Origin of the sequence: Flavobacterium sp., assembly GCF_004211145.1 — a bacterium.
GTDB lineage: Bacteria > Bacteroidota > Bacteroidia > Flavobacteriales > Flavobacteriaceae > Flavobacterium.
This window is the reverse complement of record NZ_SEBS01000011.1, coordinates 68,690-93,037: the sequence shown is the minus strand read 5'-3', so window position 1 is coordinate 93,037 and position 24,348 is coordinate 68,690. Positions and strand designations below refer to the sequence as shown.

The following is a 24,348-nucleotide window of genomic DNA, read 5'->3' as shown; positions in this document are numbered from 1 at the left end:
ATAGATTCGGTAATCAGGTTTTTACGGAATGATTTCTTAGGAACGCAGATTAGGTGGAAAGGCGCTGATTTTTCGCGGATTTCTTTTAGTGTTCGATAAAAGCATTTTTTCCATTGGCCAGTCCAAATCGGTGTCATTTGCGTTGTTCAGCGTCATCTGCGTTCCAAAAAAATACATGCGTTTAAATCTTCGTGTCTTCGTGCCTTCGTGGCAAAAAAAATAGAGATCAACCGCGATCCGAGCTAAGCAATCGTCTGCTTTTTGCCACGAAGGCACGAAGACACGAAGTTGTTTGAGTTGGGACTTCAGGTTGATTGATGTTTGCACCTTTCGCCCTGAGTCCTGCACCTCACACCCCAAAATTGTGCAAAACTTTACCATTCCCTTCACGTACCATTCAACGATTTTTACGTTAATTGTGTATCTTTGAAACCACTCAAAAATCCCATGTCCAGTATCATCCAATTGCTTCCCGACCACGTCGCCAACCAGATTGCGGCAGGCGAAGTCGTACAACGGCCGGCCTCGGTCGTCAAGGAATTATTGGAGAACGCCGTCGACGCGAAATCGACCGACATCAAACTCATCCTCAAAGACGCAGGAAAAACACTCGTCCAGGTTATCGACAACGGCGCGGGCATGAATCCGCAGGACGCGCGTTTGTGTTTCCAACGCCACGCGACCTCGAAGATCCGCAACGCCGAAGATTTGTTCGCACTCAGCACGAAAGGTTTCCGCGGGGAAGCACTCGCGTCGATCGCAGCGATCGCGCACGTCGAGATGAAAACGCGTCAGGATTCAGAAGAATTGGGCACGCATTTGATCATCGAAGGCAGCAAATTCGTTTCCCAGGATGTCGCCGTTCTGCCAAAAGGAACCACATTTTCAGTCAAGAATCTATTTTTTAATATTCCGGCGCGACGCAATTTCCTTAAGTCCGACACGGTCGAATACCGCCATGTGATCGACGAATTCCAACGCGTCGCACTCGCTCATCCGAACATCAGTTTCGCGATGTATCACAACGGAAGCGAAATGTTCAACTTGCCCGCGTCGAACATCAGGCAACGCATCGTGAACGTTTTTGGCGGCCGCACGAACGAAAAATTAGTGCCGCTCGGCGAAGAAACCGACATCGTTTCGTTGCAGGGATTTGCAGGAAAACCCGAATTCGCCAAGAAAAATCGCGGCGAGCAATTCTTTTTCGTGAACGACCGATTCATCAAGAGCGGCTATCTGCACCACGCGGTCATGGCGGCTTACGAAGGCTTGCTCAAGGACGGTTGCCAGCCGTCGTATTTCATTTACCTTGAAGTTCCGCCGCACACGATCGATATCAACATCCATCCGACGAAGACCGAAATAAAATTCGACGACGAACACGCGCTGTATGCGATTTTGCGCGCGTCGGTGAAACACAGTTTGGGTCAGTTCAACGTGGCGCCGGTTCTCGATTTCGAACGCGATGCCGCTCTTGACACGCCTTACGAATTCAAGGATCGCGACGCCGTCGTGCCCGTGATCGAGGTTGACGCGGCGTTCAATCCGTTCGGGGAAGCGAAACCCGCGCGCGCGGCATCGTCGTACCATCATCACCAGCGCAAGACCGAATCGGCAGGTTGGGAAAGCCTGTACGTCGGATTAAAAAACGATGCGGAATCGAGTTTCAGTGGGTTGGCGCAACAAACGCTCACGGAAATCGCAGATATCCAATACGAGACTGAAGAAGTCGCGCCCTCGCTTTTCGAGGAATCTGAAATCCAACAAGAAAACCGAACCTACCAACTTCATAGGAAATACATCGTCAACCCAATCAAGTCGGGCATGGTGATCGTGGATCAGCAGCGCGCGCACCAACGCGTTTTGTACGAACAATTCCTCACGAACATGACGGTTCACCAGGCGTCGAGCCAGCAATTGCTGTTTCCGTTGAACATGTATTATTCGGCCCAGGAAATCAGCCTGATCCGGGAATTGCAGCCGTCACTTGAGAATACGGGCTTCGTGTTCAGCGAGATCAACCACGATCACGTCGTGATTTCGGGTCTGCCGATAAATGTCGCCGAGAGCGAAATCTCGATTGTGCTCGAACAATTACTCACCGATTTGCAGGACGGGATTCCGTCGAACAGTTTCAGCCAGAACGATTGCATTGCCAAATCGATGGCAAAAAGTCTTGCGGTAAAAACAGGGACGATCCTGTCAGGCAAAGAACAGGAAAACCTTGTGAACGGCTTGTTCGCGTGCAGGGAAGCCAACAATTCACCTTTCGGGAAACCGACTTTCATCACGTTGCGTGTGGAAGATATCGATAAAAAATTCGCGATATGATGCAGATTACGCCTGTTGTTAAGCAGTTGCTTATCATCAATATTTTGTTTTACATCGGCTCGCAGTTCGTGCCGCAAGCCTACGATTTCCTGGCGCTTTATTATTTCGACAACGAGCAGTTCGGCTATTGGCAATTGTTGACGCACATGTTCATGCACGCGCCTTATCCCAATGTGATGCACATCGCGTTCAATATGTTCGCGCTGTATTCGTTCGGATCGGCGCTCGAGCATTTTTGGGGCGGAAAGAAATTCATCTTTTTTTACATTACCTGTGGGCTTGGTGCGGCGATGTTGCAGCTCGGGATCAATTATATCGAGTTGCAGCAGACGTTACAGCCCGCGGCATACCTGAACTTATCGCACGCGGAACTCTATCAGATACTCAATGCGCCTTTGAACGAGACCGAATTCATGTCGACGATCCGTAATGTCATGTCATCGGGGCATCCGACGGCGAAATTGACTGAGGATGCGACGATTTCACTCATCCGCGCGGCAAGTGAAAGCCGTGGCATCATGGTCGGCGCGTCGGGTGCAATTTATGGATTGCTTGTCGCGTTTGCATTCATGTTCCCGAACGCTGAACTCATGATGATGTTTATTCCGATCCCGATCAAAGCCAAATATTTCGTTCCGGGCATGATCACGCTCGATCTGGTGCTCGGATTGTCGTCGAGCTACTACGGGAACGGCGGCGGAATCGCGCATTTTGCCCATGTCGGCGGTGCGATTTTCGGATTTATGTTGATGTGGTATTGGCGAAAGAATCAATTTAAGCACAACCGTTGGAATTAATGCTATGGCCGAAATCTGGAACGATCTAAAAAGTGAATATCGATTGGGTGGTCCTGAAATCAGGCTCATCATAATCAACGTGGCGATTTTTATCGTGTCCGCGCTATATTTCGCATTCGTTCCAAACTCGTATTTCCCCGATTGGTTGGCGCTTCGCCCGAGCAAAGTGCTTTATTTTCCGTGGACGCTGATCACGTATTCGTTCCTGCATGCGGGTTTTATGCATATTTTGAGCAACATGCTCGTGTTGAATTTTTCAGCTCGGTTGTTCCGAACGTATTTCAGTATAAAGCAATTCGTGGGCGTTTATTTCCTGGGTGCGATTTTCGCGGGCCTGGTCTTTGTCGGCAGCCATTACGCGTTCGGGAATCCCGATGGTCTAGTGGGCGCGTCGGCCGCTGTTATGGCCGTTCTGGTAGCCGTCACGACGTATAATCCGAAGATGGAAGTTCGGTTGTTGCTCATCGGAAACGTGAAATTATGGATGATTACAGGTGTTTTTCTTTTCTTTGACGTGATTTCGATTCCGTCGGCGAGCGTCGTGAGTCATTTGTCGCATCTATCGGGCGCGTTGTTCGGATTCGCATATATGAAACTGTTGCAATCCGGAACCGATTTGAGCCGTCCGATCACCGCAATTATCGATTGGTTCGTAAATTTATTCGGCCCTCGGAAAACGAAATTCAAGACCGTCCACAAGAATTACAACAAAAAACCACAACCCGCGCCATCGCGTATAGTAACAAAAGACAAGACACAACAACAAATCGATGAGATTCTCGACAAGATCAGCAAGTCCGGTTACGACAGCCTGACCAAAGACGAAAAGGATTTCCTGTTCCGCGCCGGAAAATAATATGAAGAAAACGTCCTGGTTCAACAAGGTTATTTGGTTCCTCAACATCGTGCTTACGGTGTTGACGGTGATCGCGTATGTCTTGCCGTTCCTTGCGCCCAAGCTGTTTCCTTTCCTGAGCGTGCTCACGTTATTCCTGCCGTTGTTCCTGATCTTGAACGCGTGTTTCTTCGTGTATTGGGCGATCCTGCTCAAGAAAAAAGTGATATTGCCCGCGTTGCTTCTGCTCGCCGGAATCACGTTCATCAATAAATTTTACAAGTTTTCGCCCACGAATTTACCCGATTCCGAAAAGGATTTCACGGTAATGAGTTACAACGTGCGCTTGTTCAACCTTTTTAAATGGCTTCCGAAAGACGACGTCGGAGGAACAATTGAAGATTTCATCAACGAGCAAAACCCGGACATCGTGTGTTTGCAGGAATATTCCAATTCGGCCAACGTCGAACTCAAGGTTTATCCATACAAATACATCATGACCGAAGGCAATCAGGTCAAGACCGGACAGGCGATTTTCTCAAAATTCCCAATTGTCGACAAAGGCGAACTCGAGCTTCCGAATTCGAACAACAACGTCGTATACGCCGATATCCGAATGGGGAAAGACACCGTGCGCGTGTACAGCATACATCTGCAGTCGATCAAGATCACGCCCGACGTCGACGAGATCAACAACGACCACATCAACAACATCGACGAGAAGAAACGCCAGGTTATCTTCAGGCGCATCACCGACGCGTTCAAACGCCAACAGCAACAGGCTGAGATCGTGATGGCGCACAAACGCGATTGCCATTATCCCGTGATCATTTGCGGCGACATGAACAACAGCGCGTTCTCATACGTGTATCGCGGTATCAAAGGGAAGTTAAATGACTGTTTCGAGGAAGCCGGAAGCGGTTTCGGACAGACGTACAAGTTCAAGTACTATCCGGCGCGCATCGATTATATTTTTGCCGACCCTAAATTCCAGGTAAAGGCATTTTCGAATTTCCCGCAGTTCGAGAATTCGGATCATTATCCGGTTTTGACGCGGTTGGAGATTAAGGAGTGATTTTTTGTTTACGGTTTAGCGTTTAGCGTTTCGTGCTAGCAGAGTCGCCAACACTGAACCCTAAACTCGAAACTAGATTTTCTGCCGCTTCAAATAATCCAAAGCGAATCGCCCTTCGTTGAACAACAAATCCAAAATGCTCAAGTTGTTCAAATACCCGTATTTGTCCCCGAAAACCTGAGTGTATTCCTCGAACTCGTACGTGTCTTTTTTGCCGTTCGCCAAATAGCGTAAGTCTTTGTATTGGGGAACTTCATGGAAATATTCTTCGGTTTTCTTGTAGTCGAAAGGCAGGCCGAGGCATTTGTAGACAATTTGTAACGCTTCCATATTCAAATCCATCAAAAACTGGTGCTTCTTGAAATAGATCGGCGCGATTTCATCCTCATAATATTCGAAGAAAGGCGAGGAGCGATATGCCGCTTCCAATGATTTGAAATGCAATTTCTGCCACGGAAACGCCTTTTCTATCCTGATGTCTTTCGTCTTCTGATGCGCGTCGCTCGAATGTTTTACGGGAATATTCAACAACTGTTTCCCGTTCGGGCTGTAAATGTACATGCGGTTGCGGTTGGTCTGCTTTTGGAAGTTGTCTCCAGTTTCAAAAGTAACGGAATCCGCTTGTGCGATGGACGCGAACTGGGAGATTGATGGGAAATAGGTTGGGTAGAGGAGAATGTCCATTACGGTTGATGCGTTGATTTGTTGATGGGTTGATTTGATGATGTTTTCGACATACGAGAAAGTTGCGTATTTCGCAGTGAGTTCAGTTTATTTGACAAGCCAAGTAAAGATTTTCGCAAGTCCAAATATTGACTTTCTTCCAAAAAATTTAACTCGAACGCCAGAATCAATTGATTTACGATTTCTACAGTAGATCCGAAAGCGATATTTGTAAAATGCGCTTGATCCTTATAAGAGCTTCTAGCGCTACCTTCGGCAATGTTCGAACAAATGGAAACCGCCGCTCGGCGCAGTTGTGCGGAAAGTCCGAATTTTTCGGAACTGGGGAACGAGGCAGTCAGTTGATAAATAGTCTTCGTAATTTCTTTGGCATCGTTCCAGACGATCAATTTTTCAAATGAATATAAATACATAAATCCGGCGTGTATAAAATTAATTTTGGCTTATAATAACGTATTTCGAATCAACGCATCAACAAATCAACGCATCAACTTTTTGCTTTCTTTTTCACAAAAAACCCCGCCACAAAATACAACCCCAAAGCAATCAAAAAGAACTTAAAGTACGAATACGGTTCACCATCGCCGCCCACGGTCGTGAACATGCGTTCCCAACGGATTTTATCCAAACCGCTCGCGCTGCCATCAAGGCTCATCCAGATAAACACAGGTTTTCCGACGATATGGTTTTCAGGCACGAATCCCCAATATCGGCTATCTTCAGACTTGTGGCGGTTGTCGCCCATCATCCAATAGTAATTTTGTTTGAACGTATACGAGGTCGCGACCTGTCCGTTCACTTTGATCTGGTCGCCGCTCACGTCGAGTTTGTTGCCTTCGTATTCGGTGATGATCTTCTTGTAGAACGGCAGCGAAGCCAATGTCAAGGCAACCGTTTTTCCTTCCTGAGGCACGTAGATCGGCCCGAAATTATCAAGCGACCAATTCGTCGTATTCTTCGGGAACATTTCGGTAACGCCCGATTTCGCTTTCGGTAAGATGATTCGGACGAGTGAATCGATGTCGGCTTTCTTCGCACGCAATTCCTCGGCGCCTTTCATCGTCAGGTTCACGCGCGTATGATAATCCCAAACTTCGTTGAGCGCAATATTGAACTCGCGCAGGATTTGATCGGGAATTCCGTTCTGGTCGGTCTTGATTCGGAACATGCCATTTCCCAAAGGCTCGAAACCCGTAAGATATTTGCGCATCGCCTCGCCTTGTTCCTGGGTCGGTTGGCTGATCTCGAAAGTACGGTCATATTCGGTCGAACCCGCGGCGCGAACCAAGTCAAGCGAAACACCTTTTTTGGAATATGCGTCATAGATATATTGCGGCTTTGCGCGTTCGGGCAACACAAGTTCTTTTCCGTTTATGAATACGAAACCTTCGCGAACCGATAAGCTGTCTCCGGGAATCCCGACGCAGCGTTTCACATAATTCGATTTCTTATCGATCGGCTTCCAAACGCGAGGCGTCGAAGCGTCAAAAAACTTCACTACCGTATCGACAGGCCAGTTGAATACGACGATGTCATTGCGCTCGACGTCTTCGAATCCGGGCAATCGGAAACTCGGCAACTGCGGCCATTTCGCATACGATCGTTTGTCGAGGAACGGAATCGAATCGCTCAATTTCGGCGTCAACGGAACGCTGTCGTGCACCATCGGCAACGCGACTGCCGTCATTGGCGTGCGCGCTCCGTAATGGAATTTGCTCACGAACAGGAAATCACCCACGAGCAATGATTTTTCAAGCGATGATGTCGGAATCGTAAAAGGCTGCATCACGTACGTATGCACGAGCGTTGCAACCACGATCGCAAACAAAAGCGAACTCACGGTATCTCCGACTTTCGTACGCGCCATCAAGCTGCGATCGGGAATGTGGTTGAGTGTCTGAGTATAGTTTACGTAATAAATATAAAATCCGAAAGTGAAGATCCCCAACAGCGTATCAGCGGTTGAATTCTTTCCGAAGCTACGCAGGGTTTCCACCCAAACGACAGGGAACATGATAAGGTTTACGATCGGAACGAACAGCAGAATCGTCCACCAGGTCGGGCGGTTAATGATTTTCATCAAGACGACGGCGTTGTAAACCGGAATCGCGGCTTCCCAACGTTTGCGTCCCGCGGCTTCATATAATTTCCACGTTCCCGCGAAATGCACAACCTGCACGATCAGGAAGAAAATAAACCATTGCAATACTGTCATGATGTTTGATTTTATGCGTAAGTCGCGTGCTGTCGCGCCGCGTTACAGTTTAACTTTTATTTACAGATCGAGCACGTCCTTCATCGTGAAGACACCGGTTTTCCCAAAAAGCCATTCGGCGGCGATCACGGCTCCGTAGGCGAAACCTTCGCGGCTGTGCGCCGTATGCGTGATTTCGATGCGATCCACGCCCGAATCGTAAAAAACCGTGTGCGTTCCGGGAACGTTCTCGATGCGTTTGGCGTCGATCAAAATTTCGTCCGACTTCGCGTTTTCAAGCGCCCAACTCGAATAATCCGAATGTTCGATGATATTTTTCGCAAGTGAAATCGCAGTCCCGCTTGGAGCGTCGAGTTTCTGCGTGTGATGCACTTCTTCCATGCAGACCTTGTATTCGGGGAATTTCGCCATCATCTTCGCAAGGTATTCGTTGAGATTGAAAAACAGGTTCACGCCCAAACTGAAGTTCGAACCGTAAATGAACGCGCCTTTCTTATTCTCGCACAACTCGGCCATCTTGTGATACTGTTCGAGCCAACCCGTCGTTCCTGAAACCACGGGAATTCCGCCGTTCAGGCAGGCCGAAATGTTTCCGACGGCGGCATCGGGAATGCTGAAGTCAATCGCGACGTCGGCGGTTTCAAGACCTTCGTACGAATCGGAGCTACGTTTTCGGATCACGATCTCATGACCGCGTTCCAAAGCGATGCGTTCAATGACCTGGCCCATTTTGCCGTATCCCAAAAGTGCGATTTTCATCTAAAACGTGTAATTTAAAGTGACTCCGATAGTCGGTTTTGAATTGATGTCGTTCTGATACACGTCGGGCGCAAGCGACAAATCATCGCTCACATTGAACTGCTTGAGATGCGCATCGATGTTCGCGTCGACGATGTTCAGGATATAAAACGCGGCGACGAACAAGATCGAATACTCGCGGTTCTTCTTATAGAAACGCTGCGCACTGATCAATCGTTCGTCGTCGAGGTAATCGTATTGGTCGTCGTCGTAGCCCGCGAGTCGGCGTTTGTAGGCGTCGCGGTAACTCTTGTATTTGGTGTTCGCGTCGGCGTAAAAGTAAACGCTGGTTCCCATGGCCGCATACACGAGCGGCACTTTCCAATAACGCTTGTTGTAGACCTGGCCCAATCCCGGAAGCACGGCCGAATAGAACGCAGCTTTCGCGGGACGCAAAGGATCCAAAGGCTCTTTGCGCACCGTATCGGCGACCGCAAGTGCCGTGATCTTGTACGCCTTTCTTGGTTTGGGCGCATCCGGATCTTCTTTTCCCTTAGGTTTTTCCTGTGCCAAAACGCAAGCGGGCAACAAAAGCAAAAGCGCTATGAGTTTCAAAAGTCTCACGAACCTTGGATAAGTTTGATGATGCGGTTGAAATCCTCTTCCGAATGGAACGGGATCGTGATCTTTCCTTTTCCGTTCGAAGCGACTTTCACATCGACCTTCGTGCCGAAATAGGTTGCGATGGATTTCTTCTGGTCGGCGTCGACCGAAAAACCTGACGATTTTGGCTTCGCGCTCTTCGGAAGCAGACTTTCCTGGTAATTCTTGACGAGCGCTTCCGTCTCGCGCACTGAAAGATTCTGGCTTACGATTTTCTGGTAAATATCGGTTTGGACATCCTGATCTTCGATGTTGATGATCGCGCGTCCGTGGCCCATCGAAATGAAACCGTCGCGGATTCCCGTCTGGATGATCGGATCGAGTTTGAGCAAACGCAGATAATTCGCGATCGTCGAGCGTTTTTTCCCGACGCGGTCACTCATCTGCTCCTGCGTCAGATTGATTTCGTCGATCAAACGTTGGTACGACAATGCGATTTCAATCGGATCCAAATCGTGGCGTTGGATGTTCTCGACAAGCGCCATCGTAAGCGATTCGTTGTCGTTCGCGATGCGGATATAAGCGGGAACCGTCGTGAGTTTCGCAATTTTCGACGCACGCAAACGGCGTTCCCCTGAAATGAGTTGGTATTTGTTGAAGTCGGTCTTGCGAACCGTAATCGGTTGGATCACACCCAATTCGCGGATCGAAACCGCGAGTTCTTGGAGCGATTCCTCGTTGAAGTTCGAACGCGGCTGGAACGGGTTGATCTCGATCGCATCGATGTCGAGTTCGATGATATTCCCGACAACTTTATCGGCTCCTTTGTCATCGACTGATTGTATATCGTGTTCAGGATCTTTGAGCAAAGCCGATAATCCTCTTCCCAACGCCTGTTTTTTTATTGCTTGTGCCATGTACTCCTAGCTATTTTTTTTGATTATTTCCTGAGCCAAATGCAGGTAATTCGTCGCGCCTTTGCTCGTCGCGTCGTAATTGATGATGCTTTCCCCGTAACTCGGCGCCTCGCTCAGTTTCACGTTGCGTTGGATGATCGTCTCGAACACCATGTCGGCGAAATGTTTCTGCACTTCCTCGACGACCTGGTTGCTCAGACGCAAGCGCGAATCGTACATCGTGAGCAAAAGCCCTTCGATGTCGAGGTTGGCGTTGTGTATTTTTTGTACGCTCTTGATCGTGTTGAGCAATTTGCCCAAACCTTCGAGCGCGAAATATTCGCATTGTATCGGAATCACGACCGAATCGGCAGCCGTAAGCGCGTTCAACGTAAGCAATCCCAACGAGGGCGCGCAGTCGATCAGGATATAATCGTAATCGTCCTTGATTTCCTCAAGCGCCTGTTTGAGCATGTACTCGCGGTTTTCCTTGTCGACGAGTTCAATTTCGATCGCCACCAAGTCGATATGGGCCGGAATCACGCTTACGTTCGGGGCCGTGGTCGTCACGATCGCCTCTTTTGCCGTCACGCTGTGTTCGAGCAATTGATACGTTCCCGCAGTCACGTTCTCGATGTCAAGCCCGAGCCCCGAGCTCGCGTTGGCCTGCGGATCGGCGTCAATAAGCAACACTTTTTTCTCGAGAACGCCCAGCGAAGCAGCCAAGTTCACCGAAGTCGTCGTTTTTCCCACACCGCCCTTTTGATTGGCGATGGCTATGATTTTACCCATGAATCAGTTTGAAATTTGAGCGGTAAAAATACAATTATTTGCGGGGAATTCAAGGGTTATTTGTTAACATTGGTTAAATGTTAGAGGTGCGAGGTACAGGGTGCAAGGTGCAGGGTTTTTAGGAGCCGGGAACCTGCTGCCTGCTTCAAGTTCGCCTCGATTCGGGCATTTGCAAACTGCCACACAGGCGCTTCCTTTGGTCGCACTGTGAGCCAGGCAAATGCAACCTCATTCTCAGCAAAGCTTTTCGCTCGCATCAGGGCTAGGGTTCGGGTTTCAAAGTGCGGATATTTCCTAATTGTGGCTTTTCGTCCAATCCACGATCGCATCGAGCACCTTTTTCTCCGAATCGGGTTGGTTCATCCCGACATCGTGGCCTTTTCCCTCCATGACGATGAACTTGGAATCGACCTTGTCGCGCTGCAGGATTTCATAAAGATATCGCGCTTGGCTGATCGGCACGAGTTCGTCCTTGTCGCCGTGGATCACGAGCGTCGGAACGTTCTTCACAAACGCGTACGGGCTGATTTTCTTGAGTTTTTCGAGGTTTTCGGGTTTGTTCTCGAGCGTCGTTTCGGCGAGCAGTTGAACGGGTAACACCAAGTTGAACCGGCGCGCGTAGTCGAGCATTTCAGGATCGTCGAGTCGCGTGGGAGCGCTCATCGCGGTTACTGATTTAACGGGTTTGTCGGTCGTGTACGAATACATCAACGCCAAGTGCGCACCCGCGCTGATTCCGCTTATGTGATAACCTTCGTTCGCAAAACCGTGGTCTTTTGAAGCCGCTTTCACCTTTTCGACGGCGGCCGCGATGTCGGCAATCAGGTCTTTCCCGTGCACGTTTGGAGAAACCGGTCGGTAATCCACATTCGCCACGACAAGGCCGCGGTCACGCAGATCCATCGCGTGTTTCTCGGTGTATTCGTTTCCGCCCATGACCCAGGCGCCGCCGTGTATTAGAATGAGGACGGGCGTGTTCTTGTCGACTTTCGCGGGAAGGAACAAATCGAACGTCTGCTTCTTATTTTCTCCGTACGGAATGTGCTTTATGTCAAGCTGGGCTTGTAAATTCGTGGCGATTGCAAGTAGGAATGCAATCAAAAGTGTCTTTTTCATCTTCATTTTCATAAATAAAATCGGGTTAGGATTATCCTTTTTTGGCTTTGACCATCGCTTCGAGCATGTCCCACATTTCATCAGGGACGGCTTCTAGCAAATTGAATTGTCCCGCGCCTTTGAGCCATTCGCCACCGTCGATCGTAATGACTTCGCCGTTTACGTAAGCTGAAAAGTCTGAGACCAAATACGCCGCCAAATTCGCCAATTCCTGGTGATCGCCAACGCGTTTTAACGGAACTTTCTTAGCAAGGTCGAATTTTTCCTTCAAATCACCCGGAAGCAATCGGTCCCATGCGCCTTTGGTCGGGAACGGTCCGGGAGCGATCGCGTTTGATCGGATGCCGTATTTTGCCCATTCCACGGCCAGACTTCGCGTCATCGCCAACACGCCGGCTTTCGCAGTCGCGCTCGGCACGACATAAGCCGAACCCGTCCAAGCGTACGTCGTCACGATATTTAAAATATTCGCTGATTCTTGTTTGCTGTCGATCCAATGTTTCCCGAACGCGAGCGTACAGTTTTTCGAACCTTTGAGCACGATGTCGATGATAGTATCGAACGCATTCGCCGACAATCGTTCCGTTGGCGAGATGAAATTCCCGGCCGCGTTGTTGAGCAGCACATCAACTTTCCCGAATTCGTCCAAAACGGTTTTGAGCATGAGTTCGACTTGCTCGTAATGGCGTACGTCGCAGGCAACGGGTAGGCATTTTCCGCCCGTCGCAGCCTCGAGTTCCGACGCGGTCGCACGCAGTTTTTCGATATCGCGGGACGTGATCGCGACGTTCGCTCCGAGTTCGAGGAAATATTGGGTCATTGATTTACCGAGCCCGCTTCCGCCGCCGGTTACAACTATGGTTTTGCCTTTTAACGCGTCGTCGCGCAGCATTTTTGCAGAAAATAGTGACATGAATTTATGTTTTTCTAAAAGTACTCAAAGTCCGATTAACGCTTACCATTTACGTAGACATTTTGTAAAAAGGCGCAAAACGTCCTAATTGTAATACAAATTTGGTAAATACTGTAAGATTAAAATCTCAAAATGAGAATATTTTTGTGTTTTGAGATAGTAACCTTTATAAAACCCCATTTCTTATGAAAAAAATTACTTTCGCGCTCATCGCACTTCTTGCTGGCCTTTCGGGTCGGGCGCAATTCAATCAGGACTTTGAAGCAGGCCTCGGTGCCTGGACAACGATCAACTCAGGCGACGACAGTACTTGGACATTGCTCGACCTTGAGGCGACGGCATTTCTGGCACATTCGGGAACGAATGTCGTATCTCTCGACGCGACTGTCAATGCGCAAAGCGATTATTTGATCTCGCCTGCGATTACCGTTACGGCCGATCTGAACGATTACTTGTATTTCTGGGCGCGCAACCGCGGAATTTCGGCAACCGCCGACATCGACGTTCTCGTTTCCACGACAGGAACGAACCTGGTCGATTTCAACACGACTTTGGAAACTGAAGTCAATCCGCCCGCCGGACTCAATTTCTTTAGGTATGGTGTCGATTTGAGTGCGTACGTCGGACAGACGATCTACGTTGCGCTCCATGCCTCGGCCGATGTCGCGGTCACTGTCGATATCGACGACATCATAAACACGGCCTTGCCGACATGCGAACCGCCCAGTGGTTTTATCGCGTCAGACGTCACCGCGAATGCTGCGGTCTTGAGCTGGCTCGATGCGGGATTGGACAACAATGTTCAAATTGAATACGGGCCGTCCGGATTTGCACTCGGAACCGGAACCGTCGTGAATTTGACCGATACGTTATTGTATTCGTTGGGATTGACCGCGAATGTGGACCTCGACGTTTACATCAGAACTGATTGCGGCGACGGGAATTTCAGCGATTGGGTGCAGATCGACCTGAACGCGAATGTCGATCTTGACAACGACGAATGCGAGGACGCGATCGCCGTGAATGTCGGTGTCGATTTCCAATCGGGATCGATTTTATCGACGAGTATCGGCGCCTCGACATCGAGCCAGGAAAATCCGTCGTGCGCGACGTTGATCGCCAATGACGTTTGGTTTACGACTGTCGTTCCCGCAAGCGGAAGTCTCGTCGTACAAACTGGTTTAGCGTTGGGCTCGCTCAATCTCGATACGGTAATTGCAGTTTTCACCGGAACTTGCGGCAATCTCACGCAGGTTGCGTGCAACGATAACGTGAATTTACTGAACCTGTTTTCAAGCGTTTCGGTTTCAGGATTGACGCCGGGCGAAACGGTTTATGTCGCCGTGTACCAAAACGGCCTGCTTGGGGTTCTTAACGGAAGTTTCCTGTTGTCTGTCTACAATGGTTCGCTCGCTGCCGATGATTTCAACGCCGAAAAACTTACCTATTTCCCGAATCCGGTAACGAGCGTGTTGAACCTGAGAAATCCTGAGAACATCCGATCGGTGAAAATCTACAACGAATTGGGCCAGACGGTTGAAGAAGTCGGGGTCGACAATACGACGTCTGAGATCAGCATGTCGTCATTGGCACGCGGCCTTTATTTCGTCGACGTCACGACCGAAACTGGAATCGAACGCCTCAAAATCATGAAACAATAAAAAAAGCGCTTCGAAAAGCGCTTGGTTGGAGTTGGATTTGGCCACGGATTCACGAATGCGGCACGAAAGGTTTGTGCGATTCAGGAATTCGTGGCTAAATTTTTATTCAATAACTCGCGGCTTAGATCGCCTCCTGTGTAAGGAAATTCGCCGCGGGATTTTATTTCAATAGTTTGCTGCTAAAGCTGCGTCCGTTTTCATCGATTCCTTTCAACACGAAAATTCCATTCGGCAATGTCGAAACATCGGCTTCCGAACCTGAAAATGGGATGTCAAGTTTTTTACCGTCGACTCCGAACGCCTCAAGTTTTGACAAGTTCTGCGTGAACGTGATTCTGTCGGTCGCAGGATTCGGATAAAATCCAATGGCTTTTTCGTCGGCGAAAGCAGTAACCGCGAGTGGGCTTTGTCCGGTTCCTTGGACATATACCGTCAATGGGAAATTCCCGTCCTGACCTACGAATTGTGCACTCGGAACTGAAATCTTGAACGAATGCGCGCCGGCCGCCAAATTCCCGACCGAAATCTCACGCAATGGAATCACGTTTCCGGGACACCAATTGTTCCAGGCCGTCCACCACGATGTGCTTTGAGGCGTCGACCCATAAATGCCGTTGCCTTGGGTGTTGTACATCCTGAATGGCTCGCACGAGATTCCGCCGGGTTTGTATGAAAGCATTCCGACCTCGTCAAAATAGATAAGATGGAAACGTCTCACGTATTCCTCTCCGCCGGTGCCTGCGCCGTGATTCGAGGTGATAAAGTAAATTTTGGCATTCTGGACATCGTTCGCAAGCGTGAAGTTCAACGTTCTTTGTGTGGTTCCGATGGCATCGGTCGCGCCCGTCTGATAGTTGTTGAAATTCGCCTGAATCGCGAGCGGCAAAACGAAAGTAGGCTCGGTTGGTGCCGATGTGCTTCCCGTGGTCACGAAATCAAGTGACCCGAAAAACACATCATTGCGTCCGGCGCAACCCACGACTTGCTCCTGCGCGGCATACGGAACTCCGAATACCTGCAGTTCAACCCAAAAATCATAGTTCTCATTGAGGAATTCGTCTTTGAGGATTTTTGCGAAATTGTCTATTACGAAAGTGTACGGAACTTCGTCAGGCATGACATTCTTGTTCATGAAAGGCGTGATGAATCGTCCCATCTCGATGCGCTGCACCTGGCTTGTCGTGTAACTCGGCTGGCCTTTGGGAACCATCGCAAGATTGATGTTACCGATGCGGTCATAGTTGTCGCAAGCGGCTTTGATGGTTACGTTCAGCGTAAGTGTCGTCCCGATCTGGGCGAGTTCTTCAGGTGTGAGTTTTCGTGTGAACAGATCGTTGCGAAGTCTTGTCACGCCTTCAGGAGTCGGTTCTGAAACCAAACCCGCGTAGCCGTCGTAAAACAGCACTTCGTCATAAATGTTGAGGGTTTGAGCGGGCAATTGGGCATTTTCCTGAGCAGTCAGCGAAAAGTAACACAAAGCCAGCAATGTAGTTGAGAGTAGTTTTTTAGTCATGTTGAAAGATTTTTTCAAAAATAGCGAATGTGTTGAATAAAATGTCCTGAAAATCGCTTTTGATTGTAAATTTTTTTACGTTCGAAATAATTTGATGCTTTTTTAATGATTGTTAAAAAAAAAAAGGCACGGTTCAGGAATTGACCACATGATTGAAAAAATCCGAATCAGGGAAATAATTTTTCGGATGTCGGACCCGATAATCCGCCACCGACAAGGCATAAAAAAAAGCGCCTAAAAGACGCTTCTATTTTTTGTTCAGTCGTTCGAATCCGTAAAAGGATAGGCTTGCTCGCTCCAGGTTTCCCCATCATCGTATGAAAATTTCGTGGTCATGGTATGGGCGGTGATCGTATTGAACTTATAATGCCATTCCGTGAGCGCATTCCCAGTGACGTTAAAGACGTGCATCTCCTTCGCCGATTCGTTGCTCCATTCCCATTCTCCATCCGAATTCAGCGTCATGCCGTTTGCCGTGTAGGTCGACTGATACGTTCCATCTGAATTGAAACGGATGTCGGTCGTGGTGTTGTCGGGTGAATACCACCATTTGTCCAATAAGTTGGCATTTCCGGTGGCAGCTCCTCCATCGTCGCTGCTGCAGGAAACTAAGGAAGCGCTCGTGATAAAAACTAAGGCAAGAAGTGTTAAGACTTTTTTCATTTTCTATTTTGTTAAGGTTTTCTCAAAAATATAAGAAAAATCCAAATTTATGACAAATCACACCTTTTTTTCCAATTCAAAAGATGAAAACGGATTATGTTTCCAAGAGTATTTGGAGAATCTTGATCGCCGCTTCGCTGATTTTCGTGCCCGGTCCAAAAACGGCGACAGCGCCCGAATCGAACAGGAATTGGTAATCCTGAGCGGGAATTACGCCTCCGACAATTACCATGATATCATCGCGTCCGTATTTTTTAAGTTCTTCGACGACTTGCGGCACGAGCGTTTTGTGTCCGGCCGCAAGCGATGAAACGCCCAGAATGTGCACGTCGTTTTCAACGGCTTGTTTCGCGGCTTCGGCAGGCGTTTGGAAAAGCGGCCCGATGTCGACGTCGAAACCGACATCGGCATAACCCGTGGCCACTACTTTTGCGCCGCGATCGTGTCCGTCCTGACCCATTTTCGCGATCATGATGCGCGGACGTCGGCCGTCCTGTTTGGCGAATTCGTTGGCCAATTGTTTGGCTTTCTCGAAACTCTCGTCGTTTTTGATTTCCTTGCTGTACACGCCGCTGAATGATTTGATTTGTGCTTTATATCGTCCGAAAACAAGTTCGAGCGCGTCGCTGATCTCGCCCAAAGTCGCGCGGTTTCTCGCCGCTTCGACTGCTAGTTCGAGTAGGTTCTCATTGCCGGTTTTTGCCGATTCGGTTAAATTGCCGAGACAGGTTTTGACTTTCGCGTTGTCGCGTTCGGCCTTGATCTTTTCGAGTTGTTCGACCTGTTGTTTGCGCACGAGCTGGTTGTCTACGTCGAGGATATGTAACGGATCTTCTTTGGCCAAACGGTATTTGTTTACCCCAACGATAATGTCCTGACCCGAATCGATGCGCGCCTGTTTCCTCGCCGCGGCTTCTTCGATACGCAATTTAGGAATTCCGGCTTCGATGGCTTTCGTCATGCCGCCGAGTTCTTCGACTTCTTCGATGAGCGCCCAGGCTTTTCGTGCGATTTCGGCCGTCAGACTTTCCACATAATAACTGCCCGCCCAAGGATCGACGGTTTTCGTGATCTTGGTTTCTTCCTGTAAGAACAGTTGCGTGTTTCGGGCGATGCGCGCCGAGAAATCGGTAGGCAACGCGATGGCTTCGTCGAGCGCGTTCGTATGTAGCGACTGGGTTCCGCCGAATGCCGCCGCCGCCGCTTCGATCGCGGTTCTAGCGACGTTATTGAACGGATCCTGTTCGGTCAGACTCCAGCCTGACGTTTGGCAATGCGTTCTCAAAGCCAATGATTTTTCATCTTTAGGATTGAACTGTTTGAGCAATTTCGCCCACAACATTCGACCCGCGCGCATCTTCGCGATTTCCATGAAATGATTCATGCCGATCGCCCAAAAGAACGAAAGGCGAGGAGCGAACCCGTCGATTTTCATGCCCGCGGCCAGTCCGGTTCGGATGTAATCGAGTCCGTCGGCCAGCGTGTAAGCGAGTTCGATGTCGGCGGTTGCGCCCGCTTCCTGCATATGGTAACCCGAAATAGAGATTGAGTTGAACTTGGGCATTTTCTCGCTCGTGAACGCGAAAATGTCGGCGATTATCTTCATCGATGGCGCTGGCGGATAAATGTACGTGTTGCGCACCATGAATTCCTTGAGGATGTCGTTTTGGATCGTGCCCGACAATTGCTCGGGTTTCACGCCCGATTCTTCGGCGGCGACGATGTAGAACGCCATGATGGGCAAAACAGCTCCGTTCATCGTCATTGAAACCGACATTTCGTCAAGCGGAATCTGGTCGAACAGCACTTTCATATCCTCGACCGAATCGATCGCGACTCCGGCTTTCCCGACATCGCCCACGACGCGTTCGTGATCCGAATCGTAACCGCGGTGCGTCGCCAGATCGAATGCGACCGAAAGTCCTTTTTGTCCCGCGGCGAGATTGCGTCGGTAAAAGGCGTTGCTTTCCTCGGCGGTCGAGAATCCCGCGTATTGGCGGATCGTCCATGGTCGGCGCACGTACATCGTCGAATACGGGCCGCGTAAATTCGGCGCGAAACCGGCCGCGAATTCTAGGTGTTCGAGTTCTGAGATATCCGATTCTGAATACCGTGATTTTAATGGAATTCCTTCGGCCGTAACGAAGTCCGAAACGGGATCAGCTTGCTTTTTGCCGGGATTTCCGCCTATCGAAATGTGTTTTAGATCTTTGCGCTTCATGACTTTTGAATTTCTGTGCGAACGTTTCCTTCTGAAAAGAAAAGCAAGCAGATAAAGTGGCTGCGGACATTTTTTCCGTTGCGTTTGCCCGGCGTCCATTTTGGGGAATTGGCGATGACTTTTATGATTTCCTGCGACATTGAAATGCCCAGATTTCCTGATGTTTTCACGTCCGACGTCGATCCGTCCTTTTCGACAATGAACATGACGCGCATGTTTCCTTTGAAGTTCGATTTGTCGGGAATGTCTGCGTTGTCTAAAATATACTTTTCGAAAGTCGCGATTCCGCCTGTAAATTCCGGGCTTTGTTCGAGCTCCTTCCAAAAATAGGCGTTATCGTCGATATGGGGTTGGTCAGATACGAAACCGTCAGGCGAAACCAATTCCTTCACGATCGGAACGGAGACGAATGTGCTGCATCGGACAGTTTTTCCGTTTGATTTTGCGGGTTTCCATTTTGGTGAAATCGATGCGAGCAATTTGTTCTGTGCCGCTGAAAACGGTTTGTCGAAACTATTGGCGACGACGTTGGAAACGCTTCCGTCCTTTTCGACGACGAACGCCATGTCCATGATTTCGGGAGCATTTTTGTGTTTGGCTTCAAATCTTGACCGTACGTCCGACAGGAATTGTAATTCATCTCCGGCGTAAGCTGGCGCCGTTTGGGTCTGCGCGACTTCGTAAATTGTATCGTCGGTTTGCGCGAGGCCTTGAAACGAAATCGCAAAGATGAAAAATGTGAAATGTAAAAATCTGTTTCCCATGCTATTTCTTGTCGAGTATTTCCGACACATGCGGTTTGGATTCCAATGGTTTTACGGCATTCGATCGTATCGTGATCGGCAACATGAACGCGCATCGGACTTCTTTCCCGTTCATTTTTCCGGGATTCCATTTCGGGCTTTCCTTGAGCACGCGAATGGTTTCGGCGGCGCTTCCGGCCCCGATGTCACGCACGATCTTGATGTCGCCAAGCGAACCGTCTTTTTCGACGATGAAACTCGCGAGAATTTTGCCGCCCGCGTTGTTGTCGACGACTTTTAAGTTACTTGCCAAATATCGGTAAAACGCATCCATACCGCCCGGAAATTCGGGTTTCTGGTCGATTCCGGCGGAATTGTAGATGAGATCTTCGGACGGACCTTTCGTTTGTGGCGTTTGGGCTGAAACCATGCATGTCGTGAAAACAAAAAGAAGCAGTGTGATTTGTTTCATAAGTTTTCTGAGTTTGTCGTTTCGGTTTCCAATCTTTCCTGTTCGCTTTTTTCAGCCAAACGTTTTTCGACGATCGGCGTGATCAACGTCTTTCGTGGCTTCTGTTTCACGAACGGATACAATTCCAGATCGTGTTTCATGCGGTCGTTCTTGTTCGGATGCTTGTTCGTCCCGATCAGGATTTCCTTGCCCGAATCGAACAACGCCTGTTCTTTCTGGTCGCTTTCACGGATTTTCTTTTGGATCGCGCCGTCCTTCAATTGCGATATGAAACCGCCGTTCGATTCCAATTCCTTGAACAATTCGAGTGCCTTTTCTGACAATTGTTGGGTGAGCGATTCGATGTAATAACTTCCGTCGGCGGCATTCAACACCACGTCGAGATAACTTTCGTGCTTCAATATCAACAACTGGTTGCGCGAAATGCGTTCACCGAATTCGTTGCTCTTGTGATACAGCGAATCATACGGCAAATTCGCGACGGCGTTCGCACCTCCGAGCACCGCACTCATGCATTCGGTTGTGGTGCGCAACATGTTCACATTGTAATCGTATATGGTTTTGTTGCGTTTCGTGGGCGTCGCGATGATATGGAAGCCTGGTTTGATGCCGTATTCGTTCGCGACGGTTTCAAGCAAAATCCGCAGCGCGCGCAATTTAGCGATCTCGAAAAAGTAATTCGGCCCGATCGAAACTTCGACTAAAACAGTCTTGTCGATTGACATCCTGTTGAAATATTCGTTTGCGTGGCAAAGCGCATACGCCAATTGCTGCACGATGTTCGCGCCCGCATTCTGGTATAGCCGCGCATCGACTGAAAACACCGACACGTTTTTAACTTCTTTCGAGATCGACGACAGCGCTTCAAAATTGTCTCTTCCCGCGTACCAATTTCCGTCCTTGGCGAAATGTCCGACAGGATCGATGCCGCAAAAAACGTCGAAAGCTCTACCCGAAACCGCCGCGTCGAGCTTTTTAACGAAATCGATTGAAAGAAAATTCAAATCGAAATACAGCGTTTTTGCGTCGGGCGGAATGCCTTCGATGAGTTTTACGACGTCGGTTTTTTCATCGGAAATCCCGAACCTCAAACTTTCGGCGCCGCGATTTATGGAGTCGTTCGCGCGCCAGATGGATTTTTCAACATCGAAAACGAAAATGTCCTGCGTGATTGAAAAGGCGGTTTCGTTCCCATTCGGAGCCGTCAAAATCGCCTCGTCCGAATGATAAAACGGTTTTACCTTGATGCCTTCAGGCGATTCCCAAACGAGCGTCTCGTTGTAGTCGGCGCCTTTGAGTTCGTACTGTATAAGCTGTTTCCACTGCTTTGAGGAAACGCCGTCGAAATCCTGGAATAACGGTTGTGAAGTGTCGTGCACGTGAAGGTTGTTAGATTACAAATATAAATGAAATGCGCCGATTTAAGCGCCGGATTTTCTAAAAGCGACTGGCGTTTTTCCTTTTTTCCTGAGAAAAATCCGATTGAAATACGTGAGGCTTTCGAAGCCCGAATCGGCGGCGATCTCGCGTACGGTCTTATCGGAATCGGTAAGCAGCAAACACGCGTTCGCGATGCGGATCTCGTTCACGTAATCGGAAAATCCGGTTTTCATCATGCGCTTGAAAAATTTGCAGAACGCGCTTTTTGAAAGTGAAACCAACGACGCCGCTTGTTCGAGCGAGATATTCCCGGCTGATTTTTCCTGTATGAATCGGCACACTTTGTTGATACGGTGCGCGCTTTCAGAACTTCGGCTTGCCGAGTAAACGCCTGATGAAAGCGGTTGGCTCGCTTCACCTGAAAGCGCTTCCAGAATATCGAGCAACGCCACGATTCGATCCAAGCCTTTCTTGTGCGGCAACATTTTGATCGCGTTCGCAATCTCGAAATGAGCGGTCGGGAAGAAGCTGCCGCAGTTCGATCGCTGCAGGACCTGAAGAATCGCAGCACATTCGTTGAGCGTCGAGAACTTGTCGATGAATTCCTGCGAAAACTGGATTACGATGGCCGATGATTCGCCGGCCCCGAAAGATTCGTTCGACCAAGTATGTGGCAGTTCGGGACCGATAAGCACCAGATCACCCGTGCTGAAATTCTCGTGAGAATCGCCGACGACGCGTTTGCCATGACCTTTGGTGATCAATGTCAATTCGTATTCAGGATGGTAGTGCCATTTGAATTGGAAAAACGGAACCGTAAATCCATACGCGACGAACGAATCTTTTCCTTTCAGCGTTTCGATATTTTCTAATGCGGCTTTCATACAATATGGAAAATGAATGGTATTTGAAAATTAAATTTAGTCAATATAGTGTTACATTTTTCATTTTAGTGTCGGAATATAAAATCGGTTTGCCCTAGTTTTACAATTCAACATCCAATAATGAATCAGTACGATCCGGCGCTGCTCGACCGGCCTTATGAAATGACAAACGAGCAGATCGAGTTTTTTGAAAAGAACCGATACATCAAATTAAAACACGTTCTTGACCGACAGACTTTGGATCATTTCAACAAAGTGATTTCAGACCAGGTCGATAAGATGAATACCGTTGAAATTCCGATTGGCGATCGAGACACTTACGGGAAAGCGTTTCTTCAACTATTTAATCTATGGCTTGAGAACGGCGATGTTAAGCATCTGGTTTTCAGTAAACGTATCGGAAAGATTGCGGCCGACCTTATGAAAGTTCGCGGTTCGCGATTATATCATGATCAAGCGCTTTTCAAGGAAAGTGGTGGCGGCATAACGCCTTGGCACGCAGACCAATACTATTGGCCGTTGGATTCCGACAAGACAGTGACCGCGTGGATTCCGTTGCAGGCGACGCCTCTCGAAATGGGGCCGCTCGAATTCAGTGCGGGAAGCCATGTGATCGTGGAAGGTCGCGAGTTGGCCATAGGCGATGAATCTGAAAATACGATCACGCAACGATTGCGCGTAACCGATTTCAAACACGTGATCGAACCGTTCGACGCCGGAGAAATCAGCTTTCATTCGGGCTGGATTTTTCATCGCGCCGGAGCGAACACGACAAACGAAACAAGAAAAGTCATGACGATAATCTATATGGATATCGACATGAGATTGAAACATCCCGAGAACAAAAACCAGGAACACGATTGGAAAACATGGTGTCCCGGAGCCCAAATCGGTGACGTGATAAATACCACAATAAATCCGGTTTTATATCCTTGATATGCAAGTTAAATTTTGCTGTACGCATTGGGGTTATGAAAACAAAAGTCCGGTTGATTTTTTGAAGACCATCGCTGGCGAAGGTTTTTCAGGGGCCGAAATCAACCTGGCTTCCGGGTTATTCAATGACATCCCGTTCAGGCGGACACTCGATTCGCTTCGAGGCGGGAATGACTTTACGTTGATTGCCCAACAGGTCCTGGAAACGAAGCTCGAATCTGTGGATGGGTACATCGAAAGAATGCTCGACCGCTTGCACTTCCTGTCAAGATTCGCGCCCGACTTCATCAATTCCCATACGGGAAAAGACCATTATTCTTTTGACGATAATTGCAGGATAATAGAAGCGTCTGAAGATTTTGCGGTGAAATCGGGAATTCCTGTCCTGCATGAAACTCATCGCTCGCGTTTCACGTTCCATTTGCCGACGCTGCTTCCGTATCTCGAAAAATATCCGAACCTCAAACTCACTGCCGACTTTTCGCATTGGTGCAATGTGTCTGAAACCATGCTTGACGACCAACACGAATCGCTCGCCAAGGTTTTTGGGCACGTGAAACACATCCATGCACGCGTTGGTTGGGAACAATCGGCCCAGGTAAATGATCCGTTCGCGCCCGAATGGGAAACGCACCTAAACATTTTCACCGATTGGTGGAAAAGAATCGTGAGGCAACAATCAAAAAACGAAAACCAGATCACGATCACGCCTGAGGCCGGACCATTTCCATACATGCCGCAACTGCCGTATTCGAAAACAGACGTCGGCAGCCAATGGCAAATCAATCTCGCGATGAAAAATCATTTGGAGCGCGTCTTCGCGAACGATTTGAACTCGCCGCGCGCAGTTTGAGAAAAGAACCGTAAATTTCCAATCCGA

At 48.8% G+C, this 24,348-nt stretch carries 23 protein-coding genes; 7 read left to right on the top strand and 16 right to left on the bottom strand.

Features of this window, described 5'->3' with window-relative positions:
* Window positions 1-447: 447 nt before the first annotated feature.
* The 4 genes from mutL to EOO50_RS07375 are packed head-to-tail and all read left to right on the top strand — an operon-like array spanning window position 448 to window position 5,038.
* A complete protein-coding gene (gene mutL / locus EOO50_RS07390; RefSeq protein ID WP_290838964.1) occupies window positions 448-2,331 on the top strand; it encodes a DNA mismatch repair endonuclease MutL in 1,884 nt (627 codons plus the stop codon).
* Entirely contained in the window at window positions 2,328-3,128 is an 801-nt protein-coding gene (locus tag EOO50_RS07385) for a rhomboid family intramembrane serine protease (RefSeq protein WP_290838962.1), read from the top strand. The genes mutL and EOO50_RS07385 overlap by 4 nt, the downstream gene beginning before the upstream one ends.
* A gap of 4 nt (window positions 3,129-3,132) precedes the next feature.
* Entirely contained in the window at window positions 3,133-3,984 is an 852-nt protein-coding gene (locus EOO50_RS07380; protein WP_290838961.1) for a rhomboid family intramembrane serine protease, read from the top strand.
* A gap of 1 nt (window position 3,985) precedes the next feature.
* Window positions 3,986-5,038 carry an endonuclease/exonuclease/phosphatase family protein gene (locus EOO50_RS07375; protein ID WP_290838959.1) on the top strand — a complete coding sequence of 351 codons (1,053 nt, stop codon included), beginning with the start codon at window positions 3,986-3,988 and terminating at the stop codon, window positions 5,036-5,038.
* 72 nt (window positions 5,039-5,110) lie between these two features.
* On the opposite strand, the gene EOO50_RS07370 is transcribed toward EOO50_RS07375, so the two are convergent.
* From EOO50_RS07370 to EOO50_RS07330, 9 genes are all read right to left on the bottom strand, one after another.
* Window positions 5,111-5,722, bottom strand: coding sequence for a WbqC family protein (locus EOO50_RS07370; RefSeq protein ID WP_290838958.1), 612 nt, complete (start codon window positions 5,720-5,722; stop codon window positions 5,111-5,113).
* Window positions 5,722-6,111 carry a four helix bundle protein gene (locus tag EOO50_RS07365; protein ID WP_363331727.1) on the bottom strand — a complete coding sequence of 130 codons (390 nt, stop codon included), beginning with the start codon at window positions 6,109-6,111 and terminating at the stop codon, window positions 5,722-5,724. The genes EOO50_RS07370 and EOO50_RS07365 overlap by 1 nt, the downstream gene beginning before the upstream one ends.
* A 98-nt stretch (window positions 6,112-6,209) precedes the next feature.
* The gene (gene lepB, locus EOO50_RS07360; RefSeq protein WP_290838956.1) at window positions 6,210-7,937 is read right to left on the bottom strand and encodes a signal peptidase I; all 1,728 of its coding nucleotides are present in this window, start codon (window positions 7,935-7,937) and stop codon (window positions 6,210-6,212) included.
* Between the two features lie 60 nt (window positions 7,938-7,997).
* Window positions 7,998-8,696, bottom strand: a complete 699-nt coding sequence (gene dapB, locus EOO50_RS07355) for a 4-hydroxy-tetrahydrodipicolinate reductase (protein WP_290838954.1) — start codon at window positions 8,694-8,696, stop codon at window positions 7,998-8,000.
* Window positions 8,697-9,299 (bottom strand): DUF5683 domain-containing protein, encoded by a 603-nt coding sequence (locus EOO50_RS07350; RefSeq protein WP_290838953.1) that lies wholly within the window; start codon window positions 9,297-9,299, stop codon window positions 8,697-8,699.
* Window positions 9,296-10,195, bottom strand: coding sequence for a ParB/RepB/Spo0J family partition protein (locus EOO50_RS07345; protein ID WP_290838952.1), 900 nt, complete (start codon window positions 10,193-10,195; stop codon window positions 9,296-9,298). Before EOO50_RS07345 ends, EOO50_RS07350 begins: the two co-directional genes overlap by 4 nt.
* 6 nt (window positions 10,196-10,201) lie before the next feature.
* Entirely contained in the window at window positions 10,202-10,966 is a 765-nt protein-coding gene (locus tag EOO50_RS07340; protein WP_290838950.1) for an AAA family ATPase, read from the bottom strand.
* Between the two features lie 294 nt (window positions 10,967-11,260).
* Window positions 11,261-12,082 carry a prolyl oligopeptidase family serine peptidase gene (locus EOO50_RS07335; protein ID WP_290838949.1) on the bottom strand — a complete coding sequence of 274 codons (822 nt, stop codon included), beginning with the start codon at window positions 12,080-12,082 and terminating at the stop codon, window positions 11,261-11,263.
* Window positions 12,083-12,113: 31 nt separating this feature from the next.
* Window positions 12,114-12,995 carry an SDR family oxidoreductase gene (locus EOO50_RS07330; protein WP_290838948.1) on the bottom strand — a complete coding sequence of 294 codons (882 nt, stop codon included), beginning with the start codon at window positions 12,993-12,995 and terminating at the stop codon, window positions 12,114-12,116.
* A gap of 185 nt (window positions 12,996-13,180) precedes the next feature.
* On the opposite strand from EOO50_RS07330, the gene EOO50_RS07325 reads away from it, so the two are divergent.
* Window positions 13,181-14,656, top strand: coding sequence for a choice-of-anchor J domain-containing protein (locus EOO50_RS07325; protein ID WP_290838947.1), 1,476 nt, complete (start codon window positions 13,181-13,183; stop codon window positions 14,654-14,656).
* 160 nt (window positions 14,657-14,816) lie between these two features.
* On the opposite strand, the gene EOO50_RS07320 is transcribed toward EOO50_RS07325, so the two are convergent.
* From EOO50_RS07320 to EOO50_RS07290, 7 genes are all read right to left on the bottom strand, one after another.
* Window positions 14,817-16,169 (bottom strand): peptide-N-glycosidase F-related protein, encoded by a 1,353-nt coding sequence (locus tag EOO50_RS07320; RefSeq protein ID WP_290838946.1) that lies wholly within the window; start codon window positions 16,167-16,169, stop codon window positions 14,817-14,819.
* 258 nt (window positions 16,170-16,427) lie between these two features.
* Complete coding sequence (locus EOO50_RS07315) at window positions 16,428-16,832, bottom strand: hypothetical protein (RefSeq protein WP_290838944.1); 405 nt, start codon at window positions 16,830-16,832, stop codon at window positions 16,428-16,430.
* Window positions 16,833-16,926: 94 nt separating this feature from the next.
* Window positions 16,927-19,053 (bottom strand): methylmalonyl-CoA mutase, encoded by a 2,127-nt coding sequence (gene scpA, locus EOO50_RS07310; protein WP_290838943.1) that lies wholly within the window; start codon window positions 19,051-19,053, stop codon window positions 16,927-16,929.
* Window positions 19,050-19,817 (bottom strand): energy transducer TonB, encoded by a 768-nt coding sequence (locus tag EOO50_RS07305; protein WP_290838942.1) that lies wholly within the window; start codon window positions 19,815-19,817, stop codon window positions 19,050-19,052. Before EOO50_RS07305 ends, scpA begins: the two co-directional genes overlap by 4 nt.
* A gap of 1 nt (window position 19,818) precedes the next feature.
* Window positions 19,819-20,268, bottom strand: a complete 450-nt coding sequence (locus EOO50_RS07300) for an energy transducer TonB (protein WP_290838941.1) — start codon at window positions 20,266-20,268, stop codon at window positions 19,819-19,821.
* The gene (locus tag EOO50_RS07295; protein WP_290838939.1) at window positions 20,265-21,647 is read right to left on the bottom strand and encodes a methylmalonyl-CoA mutase subunit beta; all 1,383 of its coding nucleotides are present in this window, start codon (window positions 21,645-21,647) and stop codon (window positions 20,265-20,267) included. The genes EOO50_RS07300 and EOO50_RS07295 overlap by 4 nt, the downstream gene beginning before the upstream one ends.
* A 42-nt stretch (window positions 21,648-21,689) precedes the next feature.
* Complete coding sequence (locus EOO50_RS07290; protein ID WP_290838938.1) at window positions 21,690-22,532, bottom strand: AraC family transcriptional regulator; 843 nt, start codon at window positions 22,530-22,532, stop codon at window positions 21,690-21,692.
* 120 nt (window positions 22,533-22,652) lie between these two features.
* Here EOO50_RS07290 and EOO50_RS07285 point away from each other — a divergent pair, with 120 nt between their 5' ends.
* Window positions 22,653-23,468: a phytanoyl-CoA dioxygenase family protein gene (locus tag EOO50_RS07285; protein WP_290838936.1), complete on the top strand. Its 816-nt coding sequence runs from the start codon at window positions 22,653-22,655 to the stop codon at window positions 23,466-23,468.
* A gap of 61 nt (window positions 23,469-23,529) precedes the next feature.
* On the top strand, window positions 23,530-24,321 hold the full coding sequence (locus EOO50_RS07280; RefSeq protein WP_290838935.1) for a sugar phosphate isomerase/epimerase: 792 nt from the start codon (window positions 23,530-23,532) through the stop codon (window positions 24,319-24,321).
* The last annotated feature ends 27 nt before the right edge of the window (window positions 24,322-24,348 follow it).

Coding starts and splice junctions, on each gene's coding strand:
- EOO50_RS07290 (WP_290838938.1), bottom strand. CDS start 22,532: ATGAAAGCCGCATTAGAAAATATCGAAACGCTGAAAGGAAAAGATTCG.
- EOO50_RS07385 (WP_290838962.1), top strand. CDS start 2,328: ATGATGCAGATTACGCCTGTTGTTAAGCAGTTGCTTATCATCAATATT.
- EOO50_RS07300 (WP_290838941.1), bottom strand. CDS start 20,268: ATGAAACAAATCACACTGCTTCTTTTTGTTTTCACGACATGCATGGTT.
- EOO50_RS07375 (WP_290838959.1), top strand. CDS start 3,986: ATGAAGAAAACGTCCTGGTTCAACAAGGTTATTTGGTTCCTCAACATC.
- scpA (WP_290838943.1), bottom strand. CDS start 19,053: ATGAAGCGCAAAGATCTAAAACACATTTCGATAGGCGGAAATCCCGGC.
- EOO50_RS07345 (WP_290838952.1), bottom strand. CDS start 10,195: ATGGCACAAGCAATAAAAAAACAGGCGTTGGGAAGAGGATTATCGGCT.
- dapB (WP_290838954.1), bottom strand. CDS start 8,696: ATGAAAATCGCACTTTTGGGATACGGCAAAATGGGCCAGGTCATTGAA.
- EOO50_RS07380 (WP_290838961.1), top strand. CDS start 3,133: ATGGCCGAAATCTGGAACGATCTAAAAAGTGAATATCGATTGGGTGGT.
- EOO50_RS07325 (WP_290838947.1), top strand. CDS start 13,181: ATGAAAAAAATTACTTTCGCGCTCATCGCACTTCTTGCTGGCCTTTCG.
- lepB (WP_290838956.1), bottom strand. CDS start 7,937: ATGACAGTATTGCAATGGTTTATTTTCTTCCTGATCGTGCAGGTTGTG.
- EOO50_RS07340 (WP_290838950.1), bottom strand. CDS start 10,966: ATGGGTAAAATCATAGCCATCGCCAATCAAAAGGGCGGTGTGGGAAAA.
- mutL (WP_290838964.1), top strand. CDS start 448: ATGTCCAGTATCATCCAATTGCTTCCCGACCACGTCGCCAACCAGATT.
- EOO50_RS07370 (WP_290838958.1), bottom strand. CDS start 5,722: ATGGACATTCTCCTCTACCCAACCTATTTCCCATCAATCTCCCAGTTC.
- EOO50_RS07320 (WP_290838946.1), bottom strand. CDS start 16,169: ATGACTAAAAAACTACTCTCAACTACATTGCTGGCTTTGTGTTACTTT.
- EOO50_RS07285 (WP_290838936.1), top strand. CDS start 22,653: ATGAATCAGTACGATCCGGCGCTGCTCGACCGGCCTTATGAAATGACA.
- EOO50_RS07315 (WP_290838944.1), bottom strand. CDS start 16,832: ATGAAAAAAGTCTTAACACTTCTTGCCTTAGTTTTTATCACGAGCGCT.
- EOO50_RS07335 (WP_290838949.1), bottom strand. CDS start 12,082: ATGAAAAAGACACTTTTGATTGCATTCCTACTTGCAATCGCCACGAAT.
- EOO50_RS07305 (WP_290838942.1), bottom strand. CDS start 19,817: ATGGGAAACAGATTTTTACATTTCACATTTTTCATCTTTGCGATTTCG.
- EOO50_RS07330 (WP_290838948.1), bottom strand. CDS start 12,995: ATGTCACTATTTTCTGCAAAAATGCTGCGCGACGACGCGTTAAAAGGC.